The organism is Pseudomonas sp. RG1, assembly GCF_025910115.1.
Lineage (GTDB): Bacteria > Pseudomonadota > Gammaproteobacteria > Pseudomonadales > Pseudomonadaceae > Aquipseudomonas > Aquipseudomonas atacamensis.
Genome location: NZ_JAPCIK010000039.1, coordinates 51,290 through 75,768 on the forward strand (window position 1 = coordinate 51,290; position 24,479 = coordinate 75,768).

Sequence of the window (24,479 nt, forward strand, 5' to 3'; positions counted from 1 at the left end):
ATCGCACATTCCGTTTCTTTATTGACGTACGAGCCGGTGATTCGGCAGCTGCATTTCTTCAGTGCTGCGATACGGGTTGATATCCAGCCCACCCCGGCGCACATAGCGCGCAAACACCGTGAGTTTCTCCGGCTTCAACAACCGCTGCAGATCGAGAAAAATCCGCTCCACGCATTGCTCATGGAAATCCGAATGCTGGCGGAAGCTGACGATGTACTCCAGCAGGCTGGCGTGATCCAGCGCCGCGCCGCGATATTCCACCACGACGCTGCCCCAGTCCGGCTGGCTGGTCACCGGGCAGTTGGATTTGAGCAGATGGCTGTGCACGCTCTCCTCGACCACGCGCGAATTGTCGCAATGCAGCAGCTCCGGACGCGGGTGCTCATAATTGCTGACGCTGATATCCAGATCGTCGATGCACACGCCCGGCAACGCCACCACGCTTTCAGCTTCCACGTCTTTCAGACTGCGCACCCGCACGCCCACCGGTTTGCCGGCAGCGGCGGACAGATCTTTGACCAGCGTCGCTTGCAATGTGGCGACGTCGGCGAACGGCGTCTGGTTCAGCGAGTTGAGGTAGAGCTTGAACGACTTCGATTCGATGATGTTCGGCGAGTCCGCCGGGATGCTGAATTCAGCGATCGCCACCACCGGCTTGCCCGAGGGCAGCAGCCACGACAGCTCGAAGCAGTTCCAGAAATCCACGCCTTTGTACGGCAGGGTTTCGGCGGTCAGGCCCAGCTCGGCCCATTTCGCGGTGCGCGGAATCGGGAACAGCAGGGACGGCGTGTACGTGGCGATGTATTCGCTGGATTTGCCCAGCGGCGAATGTTCGGCTGCGGGATGCATGGCGGAAACCTGACTGAAGAATCAGCGGATTCTACCAGCCTTTGCCCGCGCCTTTGAGTGCTTACTGACTGACTGTCAGTTTGCCGACCATGCCCGCCTGATAATGCCCGGGGATATTGCAGGCAAACTCGAGCGCCGTGGCCTTGCTGAAGGTCCAGGTCAACTCGGCGGTTTTGCCCGGTTCGACCAGTACGCTGTTGAGGTCGTCATGCTGCATGCCATGGCCCATCGCTGCGTGATCCATGCCTGCCATGTCGTGGGACATTTCTTTCATGCCGGTAGGCGTAAGCATGCCGCTTTGCTGCATCTGCAACATTTCCTGCTGGTGACTGGCATGCATCGCCGCATCACCGAGGTTGAATTCGTGCAGTAACTGGCCTTTATTCACCAGCACAAAGCGAATGGTCTCACCGGCCTTGACCTGTATGGCTTTCGGGTCGAAGTTCATGTCGCCCATGACGATTTCGATAGTCCGCGTGGCCTGGCTCGCCGCTGCCGGCTGGCCGAAGGCGAAGGTGTGCACCGGTGTCGCCCAAGCTGGCGTACTCAATGCCAGCAGACAGGCGGCTATTTTCAGGGAGGTGCGCAAAAACATGGTCGTACTCCAACAAGAGAAGGTTCAGCCTGTGGGAAACTCTAACCACCCAGGGCTGGCATCGACCTGACAGGCAGATTACAACTTTGTCAGCTTGGCGCTAACCGCCGGATCTCACGGTATAACGCCTTCGCCCTTCCAAATACCAACCCCGGCCGAGTCGCCCATGAAACTGTTGATCGTCGAAGACCAAGCGAAAACCGGCCAGTACCTGCGTCAGGGCCTGACCGAGGCCGGATTCAATACCGAGTTGGTGGCCGACGGAATCAGCGGCCAGCAATTGGCCTTGAGCGGCGACTACGCGCTGTTGATCCTCGATGTAATGCTGCCCGGGCGCAGTGGCTGGCAGATTCTGCAAGCGGTGCGCAGCGCCGGCCTCGAAACGCCGGTACTGTTTCTCACCGCCAAAGACGCGGTGGAGGACAGGGTTCACGGCCTCGAACTGGGCGCCGACGATTATCTGGTCAAGCCATTCGCCTTCTCCGAATTGCTCGCCCGAGTGCGCAGCCTGTTGCGACGCGGCAGCGCGATCGCCCAGGAAACCAGTCTGCAACTGGCCGATCTGCGCCTGGATCTGATCCGCCGCCGGGTCGAACGCAGCGGCCAGCGCATCGACCTGACCGCCAAGGAATTCGCCCTGCTGGAAATGCTCCTGCGCCGTCAGGGTGAAGTCCTGCCCAAATCGCTGATCGCCTCGCAGGTCTGGGACATGAATTTCGACAGCGACACCAACGTCATCGAAGTGGCGATCCGCCGTTTGCGCCTGAAGATCGACGATGATTTCCCCAACAAGTTGATCCACACCGTGCGCGGCATGGGTTACGTGCTCGAAGAGCGTTCGCTGTGATGCGTCGTTGGTCCTTGAGCACGCGCCTGGCGCTGTTGTTTGCCGCTTGCACTGCGGTGGTCTCGCTGTTCGCCGGGGTACTGTTCGACCGCGCCAGCGAGGCGCACTTCATCGAACTCGATCAGCAACAACTGGAGACGAAACTGATCGGCCTGCGCCGCGCCTTGCAGGATGTCCAACCTGCCCAGCGCGAGGCGCGGCTGGCCGATGAACTCAGCCGTCAGGCCGATCTGTCGTTGCGCATTACCAGTGGCGACGGTCAGCACTGGTATGACAGCTCGATGCAGATTCCGAAGAATCTGCCCCTGCAAACCGGCCTGTCGACCATCAGCCATGACGGTACCGATTACCGCGTGCTGCGCGCCCCGCTCTACCCGGACGCAGCGGATTCGCCACAACTGACGCTGCTGCTGGACATCACCCATCACCAGCATTTTCTTACGCGCATGCAGCATCTGATCTGGCTGACCGTCGGCCTGTCGGCGCTGGCTACTGCCCTGCTCGGGGCCTGGGCGGCGCGCAGCAGTCTGCGCCCGTTGCGGCGGATGAGCGCAGTGGCCCGTGGGATTTCCGCGCAATCGCTGAATGCCCGACTGCCTGAAGAGAAGATGCCACCAGAGCTTGCGGAAATGGCCCACAGCTTCAACGCCATGCTCGAACGCCTCGACGACTCGTTTCAGCGCCTTTCGGCGTTCTCCGCCGACATCGCCCATGAGCTGCGCACACCGTTGTCGAATCTGCTGACCCACACCCAGGTCACCCTCACCCGCCCTCGCGCACTGGAGGACTACCGCGAAGCGCTGCACAGCAACCTCGAAGAACTGCAATGGATGGCGCAACTGGTCAACGACATGCTCTATCTGGCCAAGGCTGACCACGGCTTGCTGATGCCCAAGCGCGAACCGCTGGAACTGGCGGATGAGGCCGACATGCTGCTGGAGTTTTTTGCGCCATTGGCGGAAGACGCTGGCGTGAGTTTGAGCCGTGAAGGTGAGGCGCGAATCGAAGGTGATCGCGGCATGTTGCGCCGGGCCTTGTCGAACCTGCTGGATAACGCACTGCGGTTTACCCCGGCCGAGGGTTATGTGCGCTTGAGCATCGTCGACGAGGGGGAGATCGTGCGCGTCTGCGTCGAGAACAGTGGCGAGGGTATTTCCGCGCAATTACTGCCAGGTCTGTTCGACCGCTTCTATCGAGCGGATCCGGCGCGGCAGGAAGGTAGCAGTGAGCATGCGGGGTTGGGTCTGGCGATCACCCAGTCGATCGTGCGGGCACATGGCGGGACGATTCATTGCGAATCTGAAGCGGGTTGGACGCGGTTTGTAATCGAGTTGCCTCGGACCTGATCGTTCCCACGCTCTGCGTGGGAACGAGCATGGACTCGCTTACGAATATCTCAGCGCATGCGCCGGTTCGATCTTCGCCGCCCGCCACGCCGGATACACCGTCGCCAGAAAACTCAGAATGAATCCCGCCGAGCAGATCAACAGCACATCCCCACCCTGCAGTTCCGAAGGCAGGTTGCTGACGAAATACACGTCCGAACTGAAGATATGCTGGCCGGTCACACGCTCGACCCAGCCGACCAGCTCACTGACATTGAGCGCCGCAATCACGCCCAGCACGCCGCCAATGATGGTGCCGACAATACCGATCACCGTGCCCTGCACCATGAAGATCGCCATGATCTGCCGGGGCGTAGCGCCGATGGTGCGCAAGATCGCGATGTCGGCGCCCTTGTCGTTCACCACCATGATCAGCGTCGCAATGATGTTGAACGCCGCCACCGCGACGATCATCAGCAACAGCAGGCCGATCATGGTTTTTTCCATCTTCATCGCGCTGAACAGGCTGCCCTGGGTGTGGGTCCAGTCGTCAGCCTTGAAGTCAGCGCCGAGGCCACCGGCAATGTCCGCAGACACCTTCGGCGCCGCGTACAGGTCCTTGACTGCCAGCCGCACGCTCTGCACCTGATTCGGCTGCCAGTGCTGCATGGTCGCGGCATCGGCGACGTGGATCAGGCCCATCGAGCCGTCCAGCTCGGCGCCGACCTTGAACACGCCGACCACATTCAGGCGCTGCATGCGCGGGGTGATACCGCCCGGCGCGGTGCTGACTTCCGGGACGATCAGAGTGATCTTGTCGCCGACATTGAGGCGGAAACGCCGCGCGGTGATTTCACCGATCACCACACCGAATTCGCCCGGCTTCAAGGCATCCAGACGACCCTGGACGATGTGCTGGGCAACGATCGACACCTTGCCTTCCTGGGCCGGATCAACGCCGCTGATCTGAATCGGCTGCATCGACCCCTTGTAGGACAGCATGCCTTCCATCTCGGTGAACGGCACGGCGGCCGTCACTTCGGGATTTTTCATCGCCGCGGCGGCCACTGGCTGCCAGTCATCGATCGGCTTGACGCCAACGATGGTCGCATGGGGCACCATGCCGAGGATGCGCGAGCTCATTTCGCGCTGAAAGCCATTCATCACCGACAGCACCACGATCATCGCCAGCACGCCGAGGGCGAGGCCGATCATCGAGGTCATCGAAATGAACGAAACAAAGCGATTGCGGCGCTTGGCGCGGGTATAGCGCGTGCCGATAAAGATCGATAACGGTCTGAACATTCGCTGGGGCACCGTATAGAAATAAAAGACCCGGCGCCGTTACGGGCGCCGGGTTTCAGCCAGTCAGATGGGAGTCAGGCAGCCTTCCTGCAGCTGCAGAACGCGGTCCATCTGGCGAGCCAGGTTCATGTCGTGCGTCACCACCAGGAACGCCGTGCGCATCGAAGTGCTCAGCTCCAGCATCAGGTCCTGAATGCCTTCGGCGGTATGCAGGTCAAGGTTGCCGGTTGGCTCATCGAGCATCACCAGCCCCGGGTTGTTGACCAGGGCACGGGCGATGGCCACGCGCTGACGCTCGCCGCCGGACAGTTCCGCCGGTTTGTGTTCCAGACGATGGCCGAGACCGACGCGCTCCAGCAATGCCGTGGCACGCTGACGCGCCTCAGGGATGGCGGTCTTGCCGATCAGCAGCGGCATGCAGACGTTTTCCAGCGCGGTGAATTCCGGCAGCAAATGGTGAAACTGATAAACGAAACCAAGCGCGCGATTGCGCAGCAGGCCACGCTTTTTCTCGCTCAACGCAGACAGTTCTTCACCGTCGAGCCAGACGCTGCCCTTGCTTGGCGTATCGAGACCGCCGAGCAGGTTGAGCAAGGTACTTTTGCCGGAACCGGATTTACCCACGATCGCCACACGCTCGCCTGGGTGCAACTCCAGTTGCAGGCCGGCCAGCACTTGTACCGACTCCGGACCCTCCTCGTAGGATTTGCCCAGATTACGGCAGCTCAGAATTGCTTGTTCACTCATGCCCGACTCACTCATAACGTAACGCCTCCGCCGGCTGGGTGCGCGCGGCACGCCAGGCGGGATACAGGGTGGCGAGGAAACTCAGGACCAACGCAGCGGCGCAGACCATGACGACGTCCTGGCTCTGGACCTGCGAAGGAAGATAATCAATGAAATACACGTCAGCATTAAGGAACTTGTGGCCGATCAGCCCTTCAAGCGCCGAAATGGCCGCACTGACATTCAGTGCCGCGAGGATCCCGACCACCGCGCCGATGGCCGTGCCGACCACGCCGATTACCGTGCCCTGAACCATGAACGTGCGCATGATCGTGCCCGGTGTCGCGCCGAGGGTGCGCAGAATGGCGATGTCGCCCTTCTTGTCGTTCACCACCATCACCAGCGTGGAAATGATGTTGAACGCGGCGACGGCGACGATCAGCAGCAACAGCAGCCCGATCATGGCTTTTTCCATGCGGATCGCTTGATACAGGTTGCCGTGGGTACGCGTCCAGTCGCGGGCGTAGTAACGATCTTCGCCGAGCTGCTGGGCAATGTTCCACGCCTCGCGCGGGGCCTGGAACAGGTCGTCGAACTTCAGCCGCAGGCCCTGCACCTGATCGGCTTTCCAGCGGTGCATTTTCGCCAGATCCTGCAGATTGGTCACGCCGAGGTAGCCGTCGAGCTCACCGGCGCCGACATGGAAAATCCCGACCACGGTGAAGCGCTTCATGCGCGGGAACATGCCGGCCGGGGTCACACTGACCTCGGGAGCAACGAACGTAACCTTGTCGCCAATGCCGACGCCGAGCTTGGTCGCCGCCTTGTCGCCGATGACGATGCCGAAGCTGCCCGGTGTCAGGTCGTCGAGTTTGCCCTGCTTCATGAAGTTGTCGATGATCGACACATTGCGCTCGAGCGCAGGATCAATGGCATTGAGCAACACCTTGGAAACCTGACCGTTGTTGGTCAGCAGGCCCTGCATCTGGGTGAACGGCGCCACCGCCGTCACCTGCCGGTTCTGCTTGACCTTGTCGGCCAGGCTCTGCCAGTCATTGATCGGCTCGCCGGTCTCGAGAGTAGCGTGGGGCACCATGCCCAACACGCGGGTGCGCATCTCATGATCGAAGCCGTTCATCACCGACAGCACGACGATCATCACGACCACGCCAAGGGCGAGCCCGATCATCGAAGTCAGGGAAATGAATGACACAAAATGATTGCGACGCTTTGCACGGGTATAACGCGTGCCGATAAATACGAAGAGAGGTCTGAACATGTCGGGGCTTGTTCGGAGGGAAAAGGAACGTCCTTGTGGCGGGGGTCGAAAACCAGCTTTACACTCAGACCACCGCCGCTACCATGGGTTCGCCATGTCGACATTAGATGAAGAAGATCGCCGCGAATACTACCGTATCGAGGACACGATCGCACTGGAAATTCGGCCCCTGTCCGCTCCCGAAGCCGCAGGCCAGGAAGTGTTGCAGGATGCATCCCCACTCTTCAACCTGCTCAGCGAACTGCACCTGAGCGAATTCGAGTCGCAGCACCTGTTGCGGCAGATCAGCGAGCGCGACCGCGCCATCGCCGCGTTTCTCAAATCGCAGAACAAACGCATTGACCTGCTCAGCCAGGTGATCGCCCTGACCGTGCTCGGCCACATCGGCGAGCCGCAGCCAGTGATCATCTCCGAGGGCGGGATCGACTTTCAGTACCCGACCCCGATTGCCACTGGCGCACACCTGTCGGTGAAACTGGTGCTGATGCCGCAGGCACTCGGCCTGCTGCTGCGTGCCCGGGTCACCCATTGCGATCCCAAGGGGGATGGGTATGACGTCGGCACCGAGTTCGAGCGTCCGACCGATGCCCAGCGCCAATTGCTCGCGCGCTACATCTTGCAAAAGCAGGCTCAGGAACGCCGTCTGGCCCGCGAACAGAACGAATCTGGCATTTAACTTAAGGAAGCACCGTGACCCTCATCTACGGCCACCGCGGCGCCAAGGGCGAAGCACCGGAAAACACCCTGAGCAGCTTTCAGGAATGCCTCAAGCACGGCGTGCGCCGCTGCGAACTGGATCTGCACCTGTCCAAGGACGGCGAGCTGATGGTCATCCATGACCCGACCCTCAAGCGCACCACCGACCGTCGCGGCAAAGTCGTCGAGCACACCGCTGCCGAGCTGGTCACCTACGACGCGCGCAAGGGCGGCCCGGGCTGGATCAAGCCGTGCCCGATTCCGACGCTGGAAGAGTTGTTCGAGCAATGTGATTTCGAGCACTGGCAGCTGGAAGTCAAAAGCGCATCACGCACCCGCGCGGCGACTACCGTGCTGGCGATTCGGGAAATGGCTCAGCGCCACGGCCTGCTCGACAAGGTGACGATCACTTCGAGTTCGCGGGAAGTCTTGAAGGCAGCGCTGGATCTGGTACCCGACGTATCCCGTGGCTTGGTGGCCGAATATGCCTGGCTCGATCCGCTGAAAGTCGCGGCGAGCTACGGCTGCGAGATTCTCGCCTTGAACTGGACGCTGTGTACGCCGGAACGCCTGCAGAAGGCGCAGCGTCAGGGCCTGCATGTGTCGGTGTGGACCGTCAACGAGCCTGCGCTGATGCGCAGACTCGCCGACTTCGGCGTTGACAGCCTGATTACAGACTTTCCCGGTTTGGCCACTGCCACCCTTGAGAATTGCTGAAATCGGTCTCCCCGGCCGGCTCAGGCCACCGGCCGGAGCCCGTCAAAAAAGCCGGTTGAGGCCGTCGTACGCCGCGACCCGATAGGCTTCGGCCATGGTCGGGTAGTTGAACGTGGTGTTGACGAAATACTTCAGCGTATTCAGCTCACCCGGCTGGTTCATGATCGCCTGACCGATGTGCACGATCTCCGACGCCTGATAACCGAAGCAGTGCACGCCGAGCACTTCCAGCGTTTCGCGGTGGAAGAGGATCTTCAGCATGCCCTGCGGCTCGCCGGCAATCTGCGCCCGCGCCATGCTCTTGAAGAAGGCCTTGCCGACTTCGTACGGCACTTTCGCCTGGGTCAGCTCCTGCTCGTTCTTGCCGATCGAGCTGATCTCCGGAATGGTGTAGATGCCGGTCGGCACGTCATTGACGAAGCGCCAGCTGCCATTGTCGACGATGCTGCCAGCGGCCGAACGACCCTGGTCGTGGGCGGCACTGGCCAGGCTTGGCCAGCCGATCACGTCACCGGCGCCGTAGATGTTTTCCACGCAGGTGCGGTAGTTCTGGTCAACTTCGATCTGGCCACGGCTGTTGACCTTGACCCCGATGTTTTCCAGACCCAGCGTGTCGGTGTTACCGGTACGGCCGTTGCACCAGAGCAAGGCGTCGGCCTTGATCTTCTTGCCGGATTTGAGATGCAGGATCACACCGTTGTCCACGCCTTCGACGCGGTCGTACTCTTCGTTGTGACGCACGGTGATGTTGTTGTTGCTGAAGTGGTAGCTCAACGCCTGGGAAATTTCCGAGTCGAGGAAGCTCAGCAACTGGCCACGGTTGTCGACCAGCTCGACCAGCACACCCAGACCACTGAAGATCGATGCGTATTCGCAACCGATCACACCAGCGCCGTAAACGATCAGTTTGCGCGGGGTGTGGCCGAGGCTGAGGATGGTGTCGCTATCGTAGATACGCGGGTGGTGGAAATCGATGTCCGCCGGGCGATACGGACGCGAACCGGTGGCGATGATGATGTGCTTGGCCACCAGTTTTTCGACCACACCGTTGCCGCAGACCACTTCGATGGTTTGCTCGTCGGCGAAGCTGCCGGTGCCGAAGAACACGTCGACGCGGTTACGGGCGTAGTAGCCGGTGCGCGATGCGACTTGTTTGGAAATGACTTTTTCGGCGCTTTTCAACACGTCCGGGAAGGAGAACCAGCGTGGCTCGCCGATCGCGCGGAACATCGGGTTGGTGTTGAACTGCATGATCTGCCGCACCGAGTGACGCAGTGCCTTGGACGGGATGGTGCCGAGGTGGGTGCAGTTGCCGCCGACCTGGCGACGGCTGTCGACCATCGCGACCTTGCGCCCCGCTTTGGCGGCGTTCATTGCCGCGCCTTCTCCCGCCGGGCCGGAACCCAGTACCACCACGTCGTAGTTGTAGACAGCCATGCGTACTCCTCAGAACAGGCCGCGGTGCCAGCAGCACCGGCGGCTAAATCACGCCGAACGGCGGCGCGAAGGAACAATTGGGGGCCAGTGAAGAACCCGGACACAGTCTATAGAAGCGTCAACGCCGCGCACATTAACCCTTGGTCGCGTCGTAGGCTACTTTTGCCTGCACTACAACGCCAGCTTTCGTCTTGTCTTCGGTCAGTTTTTTTCACCGACAAGCTGCGCAAATGCCTGACTGCTGCGGGTGACGAAACCTGTATCGGCACGCAAGACAAAGAATGCAGCAATGTCATGCTCTTGGGCATAGTCCCGCGCCCTTTCCGGCCCGAGAATCAGCAACAGCGTCGATAGTCCATCGGCCATCAACGCTGAAGGATGAATCACCGTGACTGACGCCAGGTCGTGTAGGACCGGTCGCCCGCTGCGGGCATCGAAGGTGTGGGAATAACGCCGACCGTCCTGCAGAAAATAGTGGCGGTAGTCACCGGAGGTGGATACGCCATAGCCGTCGACATCGATAATCCGCTCGGCCACTTGCTGGTCATCGCGAGGCTCTTCGAGAGCGATGCGCCACGCTGAACCATCCGGCTTCTTGCCCCGGGCTTTGAGTTCGCCCGTGGCTTCGACCAGATAATTGTCGATGCCCATGCCCTGCAATCTGGCAGCAATGATATCCACGGCGTAACCGGCGGCAATGCTGTTGAAGTCGACTTCGACGGCGGCGTCCTTGCACAACCGCTCGCCATCAATACGCAGATGCTGATGGCCGACCCGCTGCATGACTTCGGCCACAGCGGCCGCATCAGGGATCTTTTCTTCGCGTCCTTGCGGGCCGAATCCCCAGAGGTCCAGCAGCGGTTCCACGGTCAGGTCGTAGGAGCCTTCGCTTTGAGTTGAAAGCTGTTCGCCGATGCGGACCAATTCGAGCACCGCTGCCGGCATGGCTTGGCAGCTATCGGCGGGCAAGGCGTTGAAACGTTCGATGGCGGAGTCACTTCGGTAAGTCGACAGCTGTTGATCGACTTCACCGAGGATGGCCTGCACTTCGCCGCGCACCCGCGCAGGATCGGCGACCCCGGCGTGGCGCACGTACTTGACCGACCAGGTGCTGCCCATGGTCGAACCGCCAACCTGTTCCAGGGAATCGCCGGTGCCGCAGCCGCCGATTGCCACCGCCAACACCACAAGCCCCCACCAGCGTCCAGTTAACAATTCTTCATCTCCCCGCAAAACCACGGCGGCCATTATGAACTACAAGCGCCCGCTCGCTTCCCCATGGCTGCAACGCCTTTATACAAATTGAACAGTGAGTACCTTCCATGTCCTCCACCACGGGCAAAGGCAAAGCGATCTTTCGCGTTGTCAGCGGCAACTTCCTCGAAATGTTCGACTTTATGGTCTACGGCTTCTATGCCACGGCCATCGCCAAAACCTTCTTCCCCACCGACAGCGCCTTCGCTTCGCTGATGCTGTCGCTGGCGACCTTCGGCGCCGGCTTCCTGATGCGCCCGCTGGGGGCAATTTTCCTCGGCGCCTATATCGACCGTCACGGACGGCGCAAAGGGCTGATCATCACTTTGGCGATGATGGCCGCCGGTACGGTGCTGATTGCCTGCGTGCCCGGTTACGCGACGCTCGGCGTCGCCGCACCGCTACTGGTGTTGTTCGGCCGCCTGCTGCAAGGCTTCTCGGCGGGCGTGGAATTGGGCGGCGTGTCGGTGTATCTGGCGGAAATTTCTACGCCGGGGCGTAAAGGCTTTTTCGTCAGTTGGCAGTCCGCCAGCCAACAGGCAGCCGTGGTATTCGCTGGCTTGCTCGGCGTTGCTCTGAATCACTGGCTGAGTCCGGAGCAAATGGGCGAATGGGGCTGGCGCGTGCCGTTTCTGATTGGCTGCATGATCGTGCCGGTGATTTTCTTCATCCGTCGCTCGCTGGAAGAAACTCCGGAATTCCAAGCGCGCACCCACCGCCCTACCCTCGGCGAGATCGTCCGCTCGATCGGCCAGAACTTCGGCATCGTCATTGCCGGCATGGCGCTGGTGGTGATGACCACGGTTTCGTTCTACCTGATCACTGCGTACACGCCGACGTTCGGCAAGGCCGAGTTGCATCTGTCGGACCTCGACGCCTTGCTGGTGACGGTGTGCATCGGCTTGTCGAATTTCTTCTGGCTACCGGTGATGGGCGCGGTATCCGACAAGATCGGCCGAAAACCCTTACTGCTGGCAGCGACGATTCTGGCGATCCTCACGGCGTATCCGGCGCTGTCGTGGCTGGTGGCGAACCCCAGCTTCAGCCATTTGCTGATTGTCGAACTGTGGCTGTCGTTCCTTTATGGCTCGTACAACGGCGCGATGGTGGTGGCGCTGACCGAGATCATGCCGGTGGAAGTGCGCACGACCGGTTTCTCGCTGGCGTACAGCCTGGCGACGGCGACGTTCGGCGGCTTTACCCCGGCGGCGTGTACCTACCTGATTCATGTGCTGGACAACAAGGCAGCACCGGGGATCTGGCTCAGTGGCGCGGCGGTGTTGGGGTTGATTGCGACGTTGGTATTGTTCCGTGGCAACCGGCATGAGTTGCGCACGGCGCAGGCTGCTGTGGTTGGCGGCGCCAGCTAGATCTCACCCGCCAGCGCGATCGTTCCCACGCAGAGCGTGGGAACGATCACTCCACAAACAAAAACGCCCCGACAAAATGCCGGGGCGTTTTCATTCAAGCCTGAGGCTTAGCGCGGGAACGCTGGCGGATTCACATCAGCCATGTCTTCCATTACGCGAACTACCTGGCAGCTGTAGCCGAACTCGTTGTCGTACCAAACGTACAGAACGACGCGGTTGTCCTGCACGATGGTCGCTTCAGCGTCGACCACACCAGCGTGACGCGAGCCAACGAAGTCGGTCGACACCACTTCCTGCGAATTGACGAAGTCGATCTGCTTGTGCAGCTCAGAGTGCAGCGCCATGTAGCGCAGGTACTCGTTCATCTCTTCACGGGTGGCGGCTTTCTCAAGGTTGAGGTTGAGAATGGCCATCGACACGTTCGGCGTCGGAACGCGGATCGCGTTACCGGTCAGCTTGCCGGCCAGCTCAGGCAGAGCCTTGGCAGCAGCGGTGGCGGCACCGGTCTCGGTGATCACCATGTTCAGCGCGGCGCTGCGGCCACGGCGATCGCCCTTGTGGAAGTTGTCGATCAGGTTCTGGTCGTTGGTGTACGAGTGAACGGTTTCGACGTGACCGTTGATGATGCCGAACTTGTCGTTGACCGCTTTGAGCACCGGCACGATGGCGTTGGTGGTGCAGGAAGCAGCCGAGACGATCTTGTCGTCAGCGGTGATTTCACCGTGGTTGATGCCGTGAACGATGTTCTTCAGCTTGCCCTTGCCAGGCGCGGTCAGAACAACGCGGTCGATACCCGGGCAGGCCAGGTGCTGACCCAGGCCATCGGCGTCACGCCATACACCGGTGTTGTCCACCAGCAGCGCGTCTTTGATGCCGTACTGGGTGTAATCCACCTCGGTCGGGTTCTTCGCGTAGATCACCTGGATCAGGTTACCGTTGGCGGTGATGGTGTTGTTTTCTTCGTCGATGGTAATGGTGCCGTTGAACGAACCGTGCACCGAATCGCGACGCAGCAGGCTGGCGCGCTTGGTCAGGTCGTTCTCGGCGCCTTTGCGCACGACGATGGCGCGCAGACGCAGGCCGTCGCCACCACCGGTTTTCTCGATCAGGATGCGCGCCAGCAGACGGCCGATACGACCGAAGCCGTAAAGAACAACGTCGGTGCCTTTGCGGGCCGAAGCGTTCTGCTGGCCAACCACGTCAGCCATCTCTTCACGCACGAACTGCTCGGCGCTGCGGCCGTTGCCTTCGTTACGGAATTTGAACGCCAGCTTGCCCAGATCCACCGATGCCGCGCCGAGCTTGAGCTCGCTCATGGCCTTGAGCAGTGGGAATGTTTCGTGGACGGAGAGTTCGCTGTCGTCCGAAGAACGGTGGCGAGCAAAGCGGTGAGCTTTGAGAATCGCGATGACAGACTGGTTGATCAGGCTGCGGCCATAGATCGAGCTAACCACGTTGTTATTGCGGTAGAGCTGACCGATAAGCGGGATCATCGCTTCTGCGAGTGCTTCACGGTCGATCCATTCACCAAGACACTGGTCGGGCTTCTGAGTCACGGTAACCTTCCACATGTAGGGGCAGAAAAAAGGGGCTACATTATGCCGCCGACAAGCCCTTTCAGCAATGCGCGCTTGTCGCGCAATCGGTAACAAATTCCCGTTCAAAAAATTTACGCCTTTCTCCAGCCCAGTAAAACCGGGGCTTTCAGCGCAGTCAATTTTTCGACGACTGTTAGACGATGTCTGTAACCCTCCGTAACACCACCCGGTTTCGGCACTACATAACCATGAAAAAAGTGCTCGTTTTTATGGTTACCACTACATTTCGTCCAAACCATGAAGATAGACGTAGTCTGCAACTGACAGGCGGCACCGGAGGCCGCTACAATTACCGACTTTGTCGCAACGCCTGGAGCTCAACCTTCCGTGCCTGTTCTGCGTCTACCGCTACTCCCTGCCGAAGCAGGTAAACAGCACTGGGGCAATCTGCCCGGTGCCGCCCTCAGCCTGGCGATTGCCGAGGCTGCCAGCGCTGCCAAGCGCTTTACCCTGCTGCTGACCGCCGACAGCCAAAGCGCCGAACGGCTGGAACAGGAGCTGAGTTTCTTCGCCCCGGATTTGCCCGTACTGCATTTCCCCGACTGGGAAACCCTGCCCTACGACCTGTTCTCGCCGCACCAGGACATCATCTCCCAGCGCATCGCCAGCCTGTATCGCCTGCCGGAACTGGCCCACGGCGTGCTGGTGGTTCCGATCACCACCGCTTTGCATCGCTTGGCGCCGACCAAGTTCCTCCTCGGCAGCAGCCTGGTGCTGGACATCGGCCAGAAGCTCGACGTCGAACATATGCGCGCGCGGCTCGAAGCCAGCGGCTATCGCTATGTCGACACGGTGTACGAGCACGGCGAGTTCACCGTACGCGGCGCGCTGATCGACCTGTTCCCCATGGGCAGCAAACTACCGTATCGCATCGACCTGTTCGACGACGAAATCGAAACCCTGCGCACCTTCGATCCGGAAACCCAGCGTTCGATCGACAAGGTCGAGTCGGTCAAGCTGCTGCCGGCCCGCGAGTTTCCATTGCAGAAAGACGCAGTCACCCGCTTCAAGGCGCGTTTCCGTGAGCGCTTTGACGTCGATTTTCGCCGCTGCCCGATCTTTCAGGATTTGAGCAGCGGTATCACCCCGGCCGGTATCGAGTACTACCTGCCGCTGTTCTTCGACGAAACTTCGACGCTGTTCGATTACCTGCCTCAGGACACACAAGTGTTTTCGCTGCCGGGCATCGAGCAAGCGGCGGAAAACTTCTGGAACGACGTGCGCAATCGTTACGAAGAACGCCGCGTCGATCCTTCGCGTCCTTTATTGCCACCGGCCGCACTGTTCCTGCCGGTGGAAGATTGCTTTGCGCGCCTGAAGAATTGGCCGCGAGTCGTCGCCAGTCAGCAAGACGTTGAAACCGGTGTCGGCCGTGAACGCTTCCCGGCGCACGCGCTGCCGGATCTGGCCATCGAAGCGAAAGCCACGCAGCCACTGGCGGCGCTGGCCGGCTTCCTCGAAGAATTCCCCGGTCGCGTGCTGTTCACCGCCGAATCGGCGGGTCGTCGCGAAGTCCTGCTGGAACTGCTGGAACGCCTGAAGTTGCGGCCGAAAACCGTCGACAGCTGGCCAGACTTCGTTGCCAGCAAGGATCGTCTGGCGATCACCATCGCCCCGCTCGACGAAGGTCTACTGCTCGACGACCCGGCGCTGGCGCTGGTGGCGGAAAGTCCGCTGTTCGGCCAACGGGTCATGCAACGTCGCCGCCGCGAGAAGCGCAGCGACGTCAGCAACGATGCGGTGATCAAGAACCTCACCGAACTGCGCGAAGGCGCGCCGGTGGTGCATATTGACCACGGCGTCGGGCGCTACCTGGGCCTGACGATTCTGGAAATCGACAATCAGGCCGCCGAATTCCTCACCCTCGAATACGCCGAGAACGCCAAGCTCTACGTGCCAGTGGCCAACCTGCACCTGATCGCGCGCTACACCGGCAGCGACGATTCGCTTGCGCCGCTGCACCGCCTCGGCTCGGAAACCTGGCAGAAAGCCAAGCGCAAAGCCGCCGAGCAGGTGCGTGACGTCGCCGCCGAATTGCTCGACATTTACGCCCGTCGCGCCGCGCGCGAAGGTTATGCCTTCGCCGATCCGAAAGCCGATTACGCCACCTTCAGCGCCGGTTTCCCGTTCGAAGAAACACCCGATCAGCAAGCGACTATCGAGGCGGTACGCGAAGACATGCTCGCGCCGAAACCGATGGATCGTCTGGTCTGCGGCGACGTTGGCTTCGGCAAGACCGAAGTGGCCATGCGCGCCGCGTTCATCGCCGTGCACGGCGGTCGTCAGGTGGCGATTCTGGTACCGACTACCCTGCTCGCCCAGCAGCACTACAACAGTTTCCGCGACCGCTTCGCCGACTGGCCGGTGACGGTCGAAGTGATGAGTCGCTTCAAATCGGCCAAGGAAGTCAACGCGGCGATCGCCGATCTTGCGGAAGGCAAGATCGACATTGTCATCGGCACGCACAAGCTGCTGTCCGACGACGTGAAGATCAAAAACCTCGGGCTGGTGATCATCGACGAAGAACACCGTTTTGGCGTACGCCAGAAAGAACAGCTCAAGGCCCTGCGCAGCGAAGTCGACATCCTCACCCTGACTGCGACGCCGATTCCGCGCACGCTGAACATGGCGGTGTCGGGCATGCGCGATCTGTCGATCATCGCCACGCCGCCAGCGCGTCGCCTGTCGGTGCGCACCTTCGTCATGGAACAGAACAAGAGCACAGTCAAAGAGGCCCTGCTGCGTGAACTGCTGCGTGGCGGTCAGGTTTACTACCTGCACAACGATGTGAAGACCATCGAAAAATGCGCCGCCGACCTCGCCGAACTGGTGCCGGAGGCGCGCATCGGTATCGGCCACGGGCAGATGCGCGAACGTGAACTCGAACAGGTGATGAGCGACTTCTACCACAAGCGCTTCAACGTGCTGATCGCCTCGACCATCATCGAGACCGGCATCGACGTGCCGAGCGCCAACACCATCATCATCGAACGCGCCGACAAGTTCGGTCTGGCCCAGCTGCACCAGTTGCGCGGTCGTGTCGGCCGCAGTCACCACCAGGCTTACGCCTACCTGCTGACGCCGCCGCGCCAGCAGATCACTTCCGACGCGGAAAAGCGTCTGGAAGCGATCGCCAATACCCAGGACCTCGGTGCCGGTTTCGTCCTGGCGACCAACGACCTGGAAATCCGTGGCGCCGGCGAACTGCTCGGCGATGGTCAGAGCGGGCAGATTCAGGCCGTCGGTTTCACCCTGTACATGGAAATGCTCGAGCGCGCAGTGAAGTCGATCCGCAAGGGCGAGCAGCCGAACCTCGATCAACCGCTTGGTGGCGGCCCGGAAGTCAATCTGCGGGTGCCGGCGCTGATTCCGGAAGATTATCTGCCGGATGTGCATGCGCGGTTGATTCTGTATAAACGCATCGCCTCGGCCACCGACGAGGAAGGCCTCAAGGATCTGCAGGTGGAGATGATCGACCGCTTCGGCCTGTTGCCGGAGCCGACCAAGAACCTGGTGCGGATCACCGCGCTGAAATTGCAGGCGGAAAAGCTCGGCATCAAGAAAGTCGACGGCGGGCCGCAAGGCGGACGTATCGAGTTCGAAGCGCAGACGCCGGTTGACCCGATGACCCTGATCAAGCTGATCCAGACGCAGCCCAAGCGCTACAAGTTCGAAGGCGCGACGATGTTTAAATTCCAGGTGCCGATGGAGCGCCCGGAAGAACGTTTCAATACTGTCGAGGCGCTGTTTGAGCGTCTCATCCCGAAATCCGCTTGAAGGACGCCCGATGCGCCTGTTCCGCTCTCTGACTTTGTTGCTTGCACTTGCAGCACCGACGGCGTTTGCCGATGACACCTATCAGGTCGAAATGATCCTGGTGCGCCAGAATGCTGTCCCGGCCATCGTCAGCCGCGCCGCCCCGGAAGACTGGGCCGCAGGCGCCCAGCGTCTGGGCAGCGACAGCCAGCGCACCCCGGCGCTGAATGATGTGGTGAGCAAACTCACCGCCAGCGGCGAGTACACCGTTTTGATGCACAAAGCCTGGCAGCAGAGCCTCGGCGAAGCGCCGGCGAAAGTCGCGGTGAGCGAAGGTCAGGAGCAGTTCGGCCAGTTCCCGATCGAGGGCACGCTGGAAATGAAACTCGGCCGCTTCACCGACGTGACCGCCGATTTCTGGGTCAATCAGATCGACGCCAATGGCCTGGTCACTGCCAGTGAGCGCCTGCGTCAGGACAGCCACACCAAGAACGGCCAGCTCAATTACCTCGACAACGGCCACCTGGCCCTGCTGATCAAGATCACTTCCCTGACCGCGCCAGCGCCTCGCGAAGCGCCTGAAGTCGTGCCGGACTGATCGAAGTCCTTATGCCGCCGCCCCTGAGCAAACCGCTGGCCCCGTCGTGGGTCAGCCGATTCAAAGAACAGAGTCTGGAGCGCGGCCGCCGCTACGCTTTGGAGAATCGGGTGCGCATCGCCCAGGTCGGCGATGCGACTATCACCGCCAGTTGCGAAGGCTCCGGCGGCAGTGTTTACCGGCAAACCATCCATCTGCGCGAGTCAGCCAAAGCGACGCTGTTGCTGGTCGACGCCACCTGCACCTGCCCGGTGCGCAGCAATTGCAAACATTGCGCGGCGGTGCTGCTGAAAATCCAGGAAACCCTCGACTACCCCGCCGCCGCGAAAGATGCCGAGCTGCTGGAGAAGCTCCAGGCCGTGCTGGAAAACCGCAGCCCGAAAGCGCCACCGCAAGTGCTGGTGGACAACGTGCAACCGGTGCCACGCCTATGGCTGGCGAGCGTCGAGTTCAGCGCCTTCGAGCCGCGCAACGGCAAGATGCAGCGCTACATTCAGCACCGCGCGGCGCTGTCGTTCAGCTATCTGGACGAATACGTCAGCGGGCAAAAACACAGCGATATCCTGATCCGTCAGGAAGCCCAGACCCTGCGGATAAAACGCCACCCGGATGTCGAACAGTCCTACCGCGAACAGTTGCGCATCCTCGGTTTCCGCATCGCCACCCGGCAGAGCAAAGCCCTGCCGGAGAGCGCCGGCGAACTCTACGAAATGGTCAACGACAGCGCCTGGCTGACCTTCACTCTGAATGACCTGCCAAAGTTGCGCAGCCAGGGCTGGGAGTTGCAGATCGACGAGGAATTCGGCTTCGACCTGACCGCCGTCGACGACTGGTACGCCACCGTCGAACAGGCGCCGGAGCGCGACTGGTTTGATCTGGAGCTGGGCATCATCGTCAACGGCGAGCGCCTGAGCCTGCTGCCGATCCTGCTGAATCTGATGCGCTCGCACACCGAGATCCTCAACCCGGAACGACTCGCCCGCCGTCGCGATGACGAGCTGATTCTGGTCAACATTCCGCAACGCACCAGCGAGCACGGCCCATTGCAAGTGGCGCTGCCGCTCGGTCGCTTGAAGCCGGTATTGATGACGCTGGGCGAGTTTTATTTGCAGGAGCCGGGCGAAACCACCCTGCGCCTGAGCAAGGCTGACGCCACCCGGCTCAATTCGCTGGAAGGCCTGCCGCTGTTGTGGGAAGGCGGCGAGCAGATCCGCACCTTCGCCCAGCGCCTGCGCGACATCCGCGATTTCACGGCCGAAGCGCCGCAAGGTCTGAATGCAACGCTGCGCCCGTATCAGCTCGAAGGTTTGAGCTGGATGCAATCGCTGCGGCAACTGGAGGTCGGCGGGATTCTTGCGGATGACATGGGCTTGGGCAAAACCCTACAGACCCTGGCGCATATTCTCAGCGAGAAGAACGCCGGACGCCTCGATCGTCCGTGCATGGTGGTGATGCCGACCAGCCTGATTCCGAACTGGCTAGATGAAGCGGCGCACTTCACCCCGCAACTGAAAGTGCTAGCCCTGTATGGCGCCACGCGCAAGAAACACTTCGACAATCTGGCCGACTTCGACCTGATCCTCACCACTTACGCCCTGTTGCCCAAGGACCTTGAGCGCCTGGCCAAACAGCCGCTGCACGTGCTGGTGCTGGACGAAGCGCAATACATCAAGAACCCCAACAGCAAAGCCGCGCAGGCCGCCCGCGAGCTGAACGCGCGCCAGCGCCTGTGCCTCAGCGGCACGCCGCTGGAAAACCACTTGGGCGAGCTGTGGTCGCTGTTCCACTTCCTGCTGCCGGGCTGGCTCGGCGACGTGAAAAGCTTCAATGCCGATTACCGTGTGCCGATCGAAAAGCGCGGCAGTGAAGTCAGACTGCAACACCTCAACGGTCGGATAAAACCGTTTCTGCTGCGCCGCACCAAAGAGCAGGTCGCCACGGAGCTGCCGCCGAAAACCGAAATCATCCATTGGGTCGAACTCAACGAAGCGCAGCGCGACGTGTACGAGACCATGCGCCTAGCGATGGACAAGAAAGTCCGTGACGAGATCACCCGCAAAGGCGTGGCGCGCAGCCAGATCATCATTCTCGAAGCGCTGCTCAAGCTGCGCCAGGTCTGCTGCGATCTGCGCCTGGTCAACGACGCCACCCTGCCCACACGCGGCAGCACCTCGGGCAAGCTCGACAGCCTGATGGAAATGCTTGAGGAGTTGTTCGAGGAAGGCCGGCGGATTCTGCTGTTTTCGCAATTCACTTCGATGCTGACATTGATCGAAGAGGAATTGAAAAAACGCAAGATCGCTTACGCCCTCCTCACTGGCCAGACCCGCGACCGGCGCACACCGGTGAAGGAATTCCAGAGCGGCACGCGTCAGATTTTTCTGATCAGCCTGAAGGCCGGTGGCGTCGGCTTGAACCTGACCGAAGCCGATACGGTGATTCACTACGACCCGTGGTGGAACCCGGCAACCGAGAATCAGGCGACTGACCGGGCCTATCGAATCGGCCAGGAGAAACCGGTGTTCGTCTACAAGATGATTGCCCGGGGCACAGTGGAAGAGAAGATTCAGCACCTGCAGAAGGAAAAGTCTGACCTGGCAGCGGGCGTGCTCGATGGGCGCAAGGCCGGGGACTGGAAGTTGCAGAGCGATGATATTGAAGCGCTGTTTGCGCCGTTGCCGGACAAGATCGACAAGCGCTGAAATCGGCGTCGCTGGTTAGATAGCTTTTCGCGAGCAGGCTCGCTCCCACAATTAATCCAGATTCGCTCGAGATCCAATGTGGGAGCGAGCCTGCTCGCGAATGGCCCCGCCGCGATTCAAACCCTTCAATCTCTGGAAGCCGGCAACGGCGCAAACAGCGCCTCGATATCACTCTGTTCCAGTTTGAATCCGCCCGTCGTGCCACCCTCCAGTACCGCCCCGGCCAGCGCCGCTTTCTCCTGCTGCAACGCCTGGATCTTCTCTTCGACGGTGTCTTTGGCAATCAACTTGTAGACGAACACCGGATTGTTCTGCCCGATGCGATACGCCCGATCAGTCGCCTGATTCTCCACCGCCGGGTTCCACCACGGATCGAAGTGAATCACCGTGTCCGCCGCCGTCAGGTTCAGACCAGTGCCCCCGGCCTTGAGGCTGATCAGGAACAACGGCACCTTGCCGCCCTGGAAATCCCTCACCGGCGTGCGCCGATCGGTGGTGTCGCCGGTCAGCAACGAGTAGCCAAGCCCGCGTTGCTGCAATTCCTGCTCGATCAGCGCCAGCATCGAGGTGAATTGGGAGAACAGCAGAATGCGCCGACCTTCGCCGAGCAATTCTTCGAGCATCTCCATCAGGCTGATCAGCTTGCCGCTGCCCGAGCGCAACGCCTTCGCCGTCAGCGGCATATTGACCAGGCGCAGATCGCAGCAGACCTGGCGCAGCTTGAGCAGCGCATCGAGGATGATGATCTGACTGCGCGCCACGCCGCTGCGGGCGATTTCGTCGCGGACCTTTTTGTCCATCGCCACACGCACCGTCTCATAGACGTCGCGCTGACCATCGCTGAGTTCGACCCAGTGGATGATCTCGGTTTTCGGCGGCAACTCGGTGGCGACCTGATCCTTCTTGCGCCGCAGCAAAAACGGCTTGATGCGCGCGGTCAGGTGCTGCATGCGCTGCACATTGCCGTGCTTCTCGATCGGCGTGCGGTAATCGCGGTTGAAGGATTTGCTGTCGCCGAGCCAGCCGGGCATGAGGAAATGGAACTGCGACCACAGCTCACCGAGGTGGTTTTCCAGCGGCGTACCGCTCAGACACAAGCGCTGACGGGCCTGCAAGTCACGGGCGGCCTGGGCGGCTTTGCTCAGCGGGTTCTTGATGTTCTGCGCCTCGTCGAGAATCAGCACGCTCCACGACTGCGGCTGCAAGATTTCCAGATCCCTGGGCAGCAATGCGTAAGTGGTCAGCACCAAGTCGTATTCGCCCAGATTGGCAAAGTCCTTTTGCCGCCCGGTGCCGTGCAGCGCCAGGACTTTCAACTGCGGCGTGAAGCGCTCGGCTTCGTCGAGCCAGTTGGGAATCAGGCTGGTGGGCATCACCGCCAGTGCCGGACAGTCCAGGCGCCCGGCGTGTTTCTCCGTGAGCAGATGCGCAAGGGTCTGCAAAGTTTTGCCCAAGCCCATGTCATCGCCCAGAATGCCGCCGACCTCCAGCTCGCGCAGGGTCTGCATCCAGTTCAGGCCTTCGAGCTGATACGGGCGCAGTTGCGCATTGAGGCCGGCCGGCGCAGCAATGTGGGCGTGGCTGGAATTCTGCAGACGCTTGGCAAAAGTGCGCAGACGTTCGCCGCCCTGCCAATCCAGCGGCACGCCATCGAGCATACTCAGACGCGCGGCGTCTGGAGCGGTCAAGCGCAGCGCATCACCCTGATGGCCGCCCAGGTACAACTCGCCCAGCGTCGCCATCAGCGGTTTGACCCGACTCAGCGGCAACGCGACTTTGGCGCCCGCCGGTTCGCCAAAACCGCTGGGCTTGAGCTCGATCAGGAGCTTTTCATCATCGCTGCGCTGCGCCAGATTGACCGGGTCGAGCAAGCGCGGCTGGGTCCGCAACAGGTGCAGAAGGATCGGCAGCAAGCTGTAGCGTTCGCCGTTGACGACGATACCCAACTGCAGATCAAACCACTGATGCGTGGCCTCTTCTTCGACCTCGGCATACCACTGTTCAACCGGTTGTACATCGAAATGGAAACCGGGACTGATCTCGATTTTCCAATCTGCGGCGCGCAGTGTGGCCAGCCCTTCGTGCATGAACCCGAGCCAGGCGGAATCATCCGGCAAGGTAAACATCTCGCCGGGACGATCCATTGCACTCTTGCGCGTGGCTTTCTTGAAGCCATGTTTTTGCAGGTTCTGGCGCAGCTTCTTTTCCAGCGCCGGTTGACGCTGAATGCGCTGGGTTTCGCTGCCGTTGAGGATCATCACTTCCGGGTTGCGATCCACCGCCGGATGACCGTTGTAGGTAAACAGCAGAGCGGCGCGGTGCTCCAGCACATATTCCCAGCGCGAGCGTTCTCGGCCGCTGACCAGGGTCAGTTGCGGCTGCGGCAGCACGTCATCGATGATCCGTTCGGTGAGCTTGTGTGGTGGCGCAATTTGGGTCGCCGCGCTCATGCGATGGCTGAACTGCATGGCCTGACGCGCCGGAATGTCTGGCGCCAGGGTCAAATGGCAGGCGAGTTTTTCTTCCAGCTCAGTGAACAGCGGGCCAACCTGGCGCTGCTCACGATCAAGGTAATAAAGCGGCTCCAGCGCCAGCACGGTTTCCTGCGCGGCTTCGGCACTGCTCCACTGCGCGCGGAATCCGCCGTCAGCCTGCTCGGCCCAAGAGAACTGACCGACGCGTTTCGCCCCCGGTGTCAGCGCTCGCAGGTCTTCGAAGTCGAGGAACAGCCGCGAGGTGCGCAGGAGCATTTCCAGCAGTTCGGGGCCACTGCTGCCTTCCAGCGGATAGCCGCTGTAATAGGCGTGATGGGAATGCATGGCGACCAACAGCCGGGCGATGCGCAGATCCAGCTCGGACAGGTAGCCGGGCTGGCGCATGAGCATTTCCGCGAGCGAGTACATCGGTTTGACTTCGCGTAACTCGCCGCTCTTGAGCTGGTAGACCTTGAAAATATCCAGCAGCCACTTGCCGTTCGCAGACGTCGGCTTGAGCTTGTAAAACAGACGCGTACCTGCGGTTTGCGCACTTTCTTCAGCGGGCTTGGCCGGCACGGGAATTGTCGAAAGCCAATGCTCCAGCGCTCGTCCCAACGGGGTCTGCGCGTCACTTCCAGACGCATCCTCGCCAGTGCCCAGCAGGTGATAGAGCACCGCTGCGCTGTGCTTGCAGTCGATTGCAACAGGACAGCTGCACAGGCAACGCAGGTTTACCGACCCCAGCCGATCTTCGGACAGGTAAATGCTTTGCGCATACGTCTGGGGGTGAGAACCGACGCAGAACGCCTCAATCTTCCTGTCATCGATCTCGAGGATCTCGACCCGGTCATCGGCGGCATAAGCCCGGGCCTTGGCCAACGCCTTGCTACTGAATGCGTGGGTCCATGTCAGCCCTTTAAGCCGCTCGATGAAAATGCTCATGGACAG

At 60.9% G+C, this 24,479-nt stretch carries 17 protein-coding genes; 8 read left to right on the forward strand and 9 right to left on the reverse strand.

What is annotated here, in order from left to right; translation table 11 throughout:
• Nucleotides 1-18: 18 nt before the first annotated feature.
• Nucleotides 19-849: an NADPH-dependent 7-cyano-7-deazaguanine reductase QueF gene (queF, locus tag OK411_RS19225; RefSeq protein ID WP_264365542.1), complete on the reverse strand. Its 831-nt coding sequence runs from the start codon at nt 847-849 to the stop codon at nt 19-21.
• Between the two features lie 61 nt (nt 850-910).
• Complete coding sequence (locus tag OK411_RS19230) at nt 911-1,444, reverse strand: cupredoxin family protein (RefSeq protein ID WP_264365543.1); 534 nt, start codon at nt 1,442-1,444, stop codon at nt 911-913.
• Nucleotides 1,445-1,610: 166 nt separating this feature from the next.
• Here OK411_RS19230 and OK411_RS19235 point away from each other — a divergent pair, with 166 nt between their 5' ends.
• The gene (locus OK411_RS19235) at nt 1,611-2,291 is read left to right on the forward strand and encodes a heavy metal response regulator transcription factor (RefSeq protein WP_130903103.1); all 681 of its coding nucleotides are present in this window, start codon (nt 1,611-1,613) and stop codon (nt 2,289-2,291) included.
• Entirely contained in the window at nt 2,291-3,637 is a 1,347-nt protein-coding gene (locus OK411_RS19240; RefSeq protein WP_264365544.1) for a heavy metal sensor histidine kinase, read from the forward strand. Before OK411_RS19235 ends, OK411_RS19240 begins: the two co-directional genes overlap by 1 nt.
• 39 nt (nt 3,638-3,676) lie before the next feature.
• On the opposite strand, the gene OK411_RS19245 is transcribed toward OK411_RS19240, so the two are convergent.
• From OK411_RS19245 to OK411_RS19255, 3 genes are all read right to left on the reverse strand, one after another.
• Entirely contained in the window at nt 3,677-4,921 is a 1,245-nt protein-coding gene (locus OK411_RS19245; protein WP_024013627.1) for a lipoprotein-releasing ABC transporter permease subunit, read from the reverse strand.
• Between the two features lie 63 nt (nt 4,922-4,984).
• Nucleotides 4,985-5,683, reverse strand: a complete 699-nt coding sequence (lolD, locus tag OK411_RS19250; RefSeq protein ID WP_024013628.1) for a lipoprotein-releasing ABC transporter ATP-binding protein LolD — start codon at nt 5,681-5,683, stop codon at nt 4,985-4,987.
• Entirely contained in the window at nt 5,676-6,926 is a 1,251-nt protein-coding gene (locus tag OK411_RS19255; protein WP_024013629.1) for a lipoprotein-releasing ABC transporter permease subunit, read from the reverse strand. The genes lolD and OK411_RS19255 overlap by 8 nt, the downstream gene beginning before the upstream one ends.
• 94 nt (nt 6,927-7,020) lie before the next feature.
• Here OK411_RS19255 and OK411_RS19260 point away from each other — a divergent pair, with 94 nt between their 5' ends.
• Both OK411_RS19260 and OK411_RS19265 read left to right on the forward strand, forming a co-directional pair.
• A complete protein-coding gene (locus OK411_RS19260) occupies nt 7,021-7,602 on the forward strand; it encodes a PilZ domain-containing protein (protein ID WP_016775478.1) in 582 nt (193 codons plus the stop codon).
• Nucleotides 7,603-7,616: 14 nt separating this feature from the next.
• Nucleotides 7,617-8,339 (forward strand): glycerophosphodiester phosphodiesterase, encoded by a 723-nt coding sequence (locus OK411_RS19265; RefSeq protein ID WP_008087738.1) that lies wholly within the window; start codon nt 7,617-7,619, stop codon nt 8,337-8,339.
• A gap of 42 nt (nt 8,340-8,381) precedes the next feature.
• Here OK411_RS19265 and sthA read toward each other — a convergent pair whose 3' ends face one another.
• Both sthA and OK411_RS19275 read right to left on the reverse strand, forming a co-directional pair.
• On the reverse strand, nt 8,382-9,776 hold the full coding sequence (sthA, locus tag OK411_RS19270; RefSeq protein ID WP_016775479.1) for a Si-specific NAD(P)(+) transhydrogenase: 1,395 nt from the start codon (nt 9,774-9,776) through the stop codon (nt 8,382-8,384).
• Between the two features lie 201 nt (nt 9,777-9,977).
• Nucleotides 9,978-11,024 (reverse strand): FAD:protein FMN transferase, encoded by a 1,047-nt coding sequence (locus OK411_RS19275; protein WP_136493876.1) that lies wholly within the window; start codon nt 11,022-11,024, stop codon nt 9,978-9,980.
• Nucleotides 11,025-11,098: 74 nt separating this feature from the next.
• On the opposite strand from OK411_RS19275, the gene OK411_RS19280 reads away from it, so the two are divergent.
• Entirely contained in the window at nt 11,099-12,400 is a 1,302-nt protein-coding gene (locus OK411_RS19280) for an MFS transporter (protein WP_136493877.1), read from the forward strand.
• 107 nt (nt 12,401-12,507) lie between these two features.
• On the opposite strand, the gene OK411_RS19285 is transcribed toward OK411_RS19280, so the two are convergent.
• Nucleotides 12,508-13,971 carry a glyceraldehyde-3-phosphate dehydrogenase gene (locus OK411_RS19285; RefSeq protein ID WP_016775482.1) on the reverse strand — a complete coding sequence of 488 codons (1,464 nt, stop codon included), beginning with the start codon at nt 13,969-13,971 and terminating at the stop codon, nt 12,508-12,510.
• 354 nt (nt 13,972-14,325) lie between these two features.
• Between OK411_RS19285 and mfd the strand changes: the two genes are divergently transcribed.
• Genes mfd through OK411_RS19300 form a run of 3 tightly spaced genes read left to right on the forward strand, consistent with a single transcriptional unit; the run spans nt 14,326 to nt 21,054 of the window.
• Complete coding sequence (gene mfd / locus OK411_RS19290) at nt 14,326-17,775, forward strand: transcription-repair coupling factor (RefSeq protein ID WP_264365546.1); 3,450 nt, start codon at nt 14,326-14,328, stop codon at nt 17,773-17,775.
• Between the two features lie 10 nt (nt 17,776-17,785).
• Nucleotides 17,786-18,352, forward strand: a complete 567-nt coding sequence (locus OK411_RS19295; protein WP_071173055.1) for a CsiV family protein — start codon at nt 17,786-17,788, stop codon at nt 18,350-18,352.
• An 11-nt stretch (nt 18,353-18,363) separates the two neighbouring features.
• Nucleotides 18,364-21,054 (forward strand): DEAD/DEAH box helicase, encoded by a 2,691-nt coding sequence (locus OK411_RS19300; protein WP_264365547.1) that lies wholly within the window; start codon nt 18,364-18,366, stop codon nt 21,052-21,054.
• Between the two features lie 125 nt (nt 21,055-21,179).
• Here the strand turns inward: OK411_RS19300 and OK411_RS19305 are convergent, their stop codons facing one another.
• Nucleotides 21,180-24,473, reverse strand: a complete 3,294-nt coding sequence (locus OK411_RS19305; protein WP_264365548.1) for a DEAD/DEAH box helicase — start codon at nt 24,471-24,473, stop codon at nt 21,180-21,182.
• Between the last annotated feature and the right edge of the window lie 6 nt (nt 24,474-24,479).

Bases quoted from the DNA above. Each gene is read 5' to 3' on its own strand.
- OK411_RS19295 (WP_071173055.1), top strand. From the start codon at position 17,786: ATGCGCCTGTTCCGCTCTCTGACTTTGTTGCTTGCACTTGCAGCACCG.
- OK411_RS19300 (WP_264365547.1), top strand. From the start codon at position 18,364: ATGCCGCCGCCCCTGAGCAAACCGCTGGCCCCGTCGTGGGTCAGCCGA.
- OK411_RS19230 (WP_264365543.1), bottom strand. From the start codon at position 1,444: ATGTTTTTGCGCACCTCCCTGAAAATAGCCGCCTGTCTGCTGGCATTG.
- OK411_RS19240 (WP_264365544.1), top strand. From the start codon at position 2,291: ATGCGTCGTTGGTCCTTGAGCACGCGCCTGGCGCTGTTGTTTGCCGCT.
- OK411_RS19275 (WP_136493876.1), bottom strand. From the start codon at position 11,024: ATGGCCGCCGTGGTTTTGCGGGGAGATGAAGAATTGTTAACTGGACGC.
- OK411_RS19285 (WP_016775482.1), bottom strand. From the start codon at position 13,971: ATGTGGAAGGTTACCGTGACTCAGAAGCCCGACCAGTGTCTTGGTGAA.
- OK411_RS19255 (WP_024013629.1), bottom strand. From the start codon at position 6,926: ATGTTCAGACCTCTCTTCGTATTTATCGGCACGCGTTATACCCGTGCA.
- lolD (WP_024013628.1), bottom strand. From the start codon at position 5,683: ATGAGTGAGTCGGGCATGAGTGAACAAGCAATTCTGAGCTGCCGTAAT.
- queF (WP_264365542.1), bottom strand. From the start codon at position 849: ATGCATCCCGCAGCCGAACATTCGCCGCTGGGCAAATCCAGCGAATAC.
- OK411_RS19260 (WP_016775478.1), top strand. From the start codon at position 7,021: ATGTCGACATTAGATGAAGAAGATCGCCGCGAATACTACCGTATCGAG.
- OK411_RS19280 (WP_136493877.1), top strand. From the start codon at position 11,099: ATGTCCTCCACCACGGGCAAAGGCAAAGCGATCTTTCGCGTTGTCAGC.
- OK411_RS19245 (WP_024013627.1), bottom strand. From the start codon at position 4,921: ATGTTCAGACCGTTATCGATCTTTATCGGCACGCGCTATACCCGCGCC.
- OK411_RS19235 (WP_130903103.1), top strand. From the start codon at position 1,611: ATGAAACTGTTGATCGTCGAAGACCAAGCGAAAACCGGCCAGTACCTG.
- OK411_RS19305 (WP_264365548.1), bottom strand. From the start codon at position 24,473: ATGAGCATTTTCATCGAGCGGCTTAAAGGGCTGACATGGACCCACGCA.
- sthA (WP_016775479.1), bottom strand. From the start codon at position 9,776: ATGGCTGTCTACAACTACGACGTGGTGGTACTGGGTTCCGGCCCGGCG.